7 protein-coding genes are annotated in these 4,432 nt (G+C 36.9%); 1 reads left to right on the top strand and 6 read right to left on the bottom strand.

Annotated elements, in window-relative coordinates; genetic code table 11:
• Window positions 1-252: HNH endonuclease (locus BN871_RS27255; RefSeq protein ID WP_232313352.1), on the top strand; the 252-nt coding region annotated here is incomplete at its 5' end.
• On the opposite strand, the gene BN871_RS27250 is transcribed toward BN871_RS27255, so the two are convergent.
• The 6 genes from BN871_RS27250 to BN871_RS28710 form a co-directional block, all read right to left on the bottom strand.
• A complete protein-coding gene (locus BN871_RS27250) occupies window positions 249-950 on the bottom strand; it encodes a hypothetical protein (protein WP_083436663.1) in 702 nt (233 codons plus the stop codon). The two genes, BN871_RS27255 and BN871_RS27250, sit on opposite strands and share 4 nt — an antisense overlap.
• Window positions 951-1,099: 149 nt before the next feature.
• The gene (locus BN871_RS25530) at window positions 1,100-2,002 is read right to left on the bottom strand and encodes a PD-(D/E)XK motif protein (RefSeq protein ID WP_021877990.1); all 903 of its coding nucleotides are present in this window, start codon (window positions 2,000-2,002) and stop codon (window positions 1,100-1,102) included.
• 3 nt (window positions 2,003-2,005) lie between these two features.
• Entirely contained in the window at window positions 2,006-2,506 is a 501-nt protein-coding gene (locus tag BN871_RS28090; protein ID WP_157060398.1) for a hypothetical protein, read from the bottom strand.
• A 49-nt stretch (window positions 2,507-2,555) separates the two neighbouring features.
• On the bottom strand, window positions 2,556-2,714 hold the full coding sequence (locus BN871_RS28085) for a hypothetical protein (RefSeq protein WP_157060397.1): 159 nt from the start codon (window positions 2,712-2,714) through the stop codon (window positions 2,556-2,558).
• On the bottom strand, window positions 2,714-3,658 hold the full coding sequence (locus BN871_RS28080) for a hypothetical protein (RefSeq protein ID WP_021877988.1): 945 nt from the start codon (window positions 3,656-3,658) through the stop codon (window positions 2,714-2,716). The genes BN871_RS28085 and BN871_RS28080 overlap by 1 nt, the downstream gene beginning before the upstream one ends.
• Window positions 3,659-3,660: 2 nt before the next feature.
• Window positions 3,661-4,432: hypothetical protein (locus BN871_RS28710; RefSeq protein WP_198158108.1), on the bottom strand; the 772-nt coding region annotated here is incomplete at its 5' end.

Raw genomic sequence — 4,432 nt, 5'->3', positions numbered from 1 at the left:
CCGTGGAAACACAGCTCAAACTTGGAGAGACTTGATAAATTCAATGGACTTTTACTATGTCCAAATCACGATAAATTATTTGATCAAGGTCTTATAACTTTTAACGACAGTGGAACAATTGTTATTTCAAAACTTTTGACACCTAAAACAAAAAGTATGTTGGGTTTAAGCGAATATTTACAAATTACTTTAGTTGAGCACCACAAAAAATACATAGAGTGGCATAGAGATAATTGTTTTAGAAGCACTTAGTCAGTTTCGACAATAAAATTGTTATTGGAACGGGATTCGGACTGCCGCGAGTGGTAATCATGACAATACACTGATAACGGACATTGATTTGACCGCGGTTTTTTTGCAGTACAAATTAAACCTGCAAAATCAAGAACGGCTAAATTCGCGTCTCGTGTCCTGTCTCTTCCCTCAAAGTGGGACCTAATTTTAAACGCTAACTCTTTATCCATTCGAGGTCTAGCTATAGCAGATGTATAACCGAAATATCTCGTAAAGAGCCGAATAACATTTGTATCAATTGGAACTACGGGCTTATCATAAGCATAACACAGTATTGCATTTGCAATATAATCACCAATTCCGGGAAGCACTATTAACTCATTATAATCATCTGGAACTTTACCGTTGTATTGATTGCAGATAATTTTTGCTGATTCTATCAGTCTTTCTGCTCGATATACAAGCCCAAGGGGAGCGATAATCGTTTCTAGTTCAACAACCACTGCATTGCCCAACTCATCTACATCAGCGTATTTCTGAAGAAGCAGTTCATAAACTTCCACTACTTTCCGCACATGGGTTTGCTGGAGTAGGAACTCTGCGATTAATATACGATATGGATCTTTTGTATTACGCCAAGGGAAGTGATGTCGTCCGTTCATTTCGTACCATTCCAGCAGCTCATCCCAAAAGATAAAGTCTTTAATCCCTCTCACCTTCCTGCAACAGTCCTTTAATCATCTTTTTGTGCATTATCCCCAGTTTTTATACAAAAACACCCATTACCATTTAAGAACGGAAATGAGTGATTGCTTCGCATTGGGGTGTAGGCCAAACTGCAAGCCTCTTTCCCATATCTAACAAGTTAAAATTCTCTGATATCTATAGCCTCCCCACCTAAACCATCTAAATCCAGTTTATAAACTATTCCACTAATATGTTTTGGCAACTGTCCACCTCTAAAACTTTCTGGTACAATCTTCGGAAAGTGCTCATCGATTTCGAATTTCTTTACTTCGAGTAGCTGATATTTTTTCGAACGAATTTCACTGCCTTCCGGATAATTTAATTTACCAAGAGCAAATTCAATTTCCGATTCTTGTACATTTAATTCAACTAATTTTATAACCATGTCCTGGATTGAAAAACCGTTAACGGCAGGCTCGAAACGGAAAAACAACAAATAATTAGCTTTTAACTGGTACTGACTATTAACTGTGATTTGTGAGCCGTAACGCGCTACAGTCGATTTCACCTCAAAGCTTCCGTCAGTACAATTTAAATCAACAGTACCATCCATTGGCCCAACCCAAGATACATCTTTCCCCTGCTTCAATAGATAATAATAGCCCAACATTTCGGCTATTACGCTGTAGGTTGTTTTTTCAACATTTGCATTGCCCATCAGTTCTTTCATTGCATGCCACCAAGTAAGTGGCGACTGTTGAATCTCTTGATACGATTCTGCGTCTAATACCTTCTCTAAAAATCCAGCGCAAATAATCGCAAACTCATTGTAGTACTTAGAATGATCAGAAGCGAGAACTAATAAATTTCGTTCTTCACCACTAAGTATATATTCTTTAGTGTAATAGTGTATATTTGAGAATCGCTCATTTACATGCTTGCCTTTAGGGATTTCAATGGCAACCCCTTGTTTACCATCCGTTTTCACAAGCCAATAATACTGCTCTTCAAATGCTATGGAACGTTTTGATGATGTTCGAAAATAAGCAAAGACCTCTTTAATCTTTTGAAATGTATCCATTTTTTATCGACTCATTTCCTCAGCTTTACTGAGATTTTTAGAAAAATACTTATATAAATCAGCTACGTAACTTTCAATTCCACCTTCTGCTAATTCAGGTTCAATCATTTTTACTCTTGCTGTGTTTAATTTCAAAACTCGACGAAGTAATCGTGGAACCTCCCTGTTCCCATCAATATTAAGTTGTCGGATAATCTCGCGTGTTAATTCAACACGATATCCTCCATCACCTGAACGATCTACTAACTGAAGTATTTCATCTGCGGAATTATCCTTAACAATGTAACGAGTTTCTTCTTCTGTGCCTTGCCAAGAAAGATGAATATACCACCAAATAGTTCTTAGCCAAATACGACGCGGTACTTTATAAAAACGGTCATCATTCATTCCACAGCGTTCCTGCACAAGATCAGGAAGTACTTCAAGTGACAAATAACGCCACACCTCGTCTTGAGCTGCCAACCTTTCATTAAATCCATAGTTTTCTTTAAGCACACGGTACAATGTAAACCCCATATACATATCAAATACATAAGAATTAATTTTTTTCGTTTCATTTCTTAAAATTATTTTTTTTTCTTTTTATCATGATATCACGTAGTTGACCAAAAGGTTTCTTGACTTGGCGTGGTGCACAGTTCTCAGGTTCAGCTTCAATCATTTGAAACTTATATTTTGCTTGGGCTTTGGTGTATACAACATTTTCCCACACTAAATTCCACCTGACTTTACTCGTATTTCTAAATCTCTGCGTAAAGATATTGCAAGTTTTTCTGGCGTGTCAAGATCCCAATCTAGTGTTGTTTTAAAATAATGCATAACTTGACCAATAGAGCCTTCTTCGCAGTTTCTCCCATCCTGAATATCCTGCCAATCTGGACAATCCATCAAATTTTGCAATATAAGGTGTATAGCACCTGCTAGAAACTCTACATAAAGTACCTGGTCAAGTTTCGTTTTGGGATTATAGACAAACTTAAAAGCGTCATGAGCTTTATTTAAATAAATAGCAATGTATTCCTTATCAAACGGTTCAATTAACGGTTCTGAATAATTAAAATCGACAAACCATAATGGTTTATCTGGTTCGTTAACAATTACAATAGGAAATGTAGAACCAGATCCATCTAGAATTACAAGCCACTCTTCTAGTTCTCCTAAAATCGCACCTGAAACTCTTGCTTCTCCTGGCATACTATTGTGGCTTGCCTTTTTCAAATAAACGATTAACGAAATAACGACTTCACCAAATAATTTGTCCTTTGGAAAATAATAATCGATAGGTATCATCAAATCATTCGGTGTTTTACTGGTAAGGGTGGCAATTGGTACTACCCCACGTTGGGATGATTGTTTTGACAACCATTGTATTGCAATACCCAGCTCTGCATCAGAATTAACTAGTCGTGTTGGACCAAACAAACTGGTCGGACAACCTAGTGTTACACTTCCCGATAAACCAAAACCTTTTTCTACAAAGTCCCAGCTGTCATCCTCATTACTTAATATTGTTTTAAACTCATAGTCTAAGGTCTGGTTCAAGATTTGTTTTAATCCATCTTCTTCTCGAAAATAAAATACTAAATCTGTTGATACATTTAATAATTCTTCTATCTCCTCATCATAAAGCCGATGCATATTTACCTTGTTTACCACAGTTAGTCTACACTTCCTTCTGGCTTCATCGAGACTTCGACTTGCACAAGAGGGTCCTTACATGCGAATACTAAAATGCCAGAACACACAACCGGCTCTTCCTTTTTCTTAATACGTACAGCATAGCTAACTTGATTTTCACTTTTTTGTTCCGTGGGTCTACCAAATAAATCAACCTTATCCAACAAAGTAATCCTCCATATTTCTGCAGGAAAAGGAGTACCTACACTATCTATTGATTCCCAGTCTACTGCTGAGATTCTTCCACTTTCAGATGTAATAAATAACTCTATCGTAAAGTGGGATACATTTTGGGCCAGTTTTAATTGGAAATTAATTTCTATTTTCCCACTATCCATGAATTTCTGTGATGAGATGGAAAAACTATTACCACGAACACCTACATTAGGAGTAGACTTCATACCACCACCACGATTACGGCTAGAAGCACGGCGACCAAATCCTGTCGGCGGAAGCAGCATCTTTCCGACATTGCGTGCTAAATTATTTATAGCTTGCCTTTCTTTGACTTCTTCTTTATTTTCAATAGAAGTTTTTATCTTTCGGCGAACTTGCGAACGTATCTTTTCCATAATATCTAGCGGCTTATTATTTAATATTATATCTGTCCAAGAGCTATGATCTGCCATCTCACTTTTCCGTAAATATCCTTCTAAATCGTTGACATCGTTATTTGGCTCCAACAACCTTGTATTAGAATTTGGCACAAAAATAGCCACAAGATACTCATGTTCTTCGGTTGCATAAAGACCT

Origin of the sequence: Paenibacillus sp. P22, from assembly GCF_000469945.2 — a bacterium.
Lineage (GTDB): Bacteria > Bacillota > Bacilli > Paenibacillales > Paenibacillaceae > Paenibacillus_O > Paenibacillus_O humicus.
The sequence above is the reverse complement of the archived record's forward strand: the minus strand, read 5'-3'. Positions and strand labels throughout refer to the sequence as shown.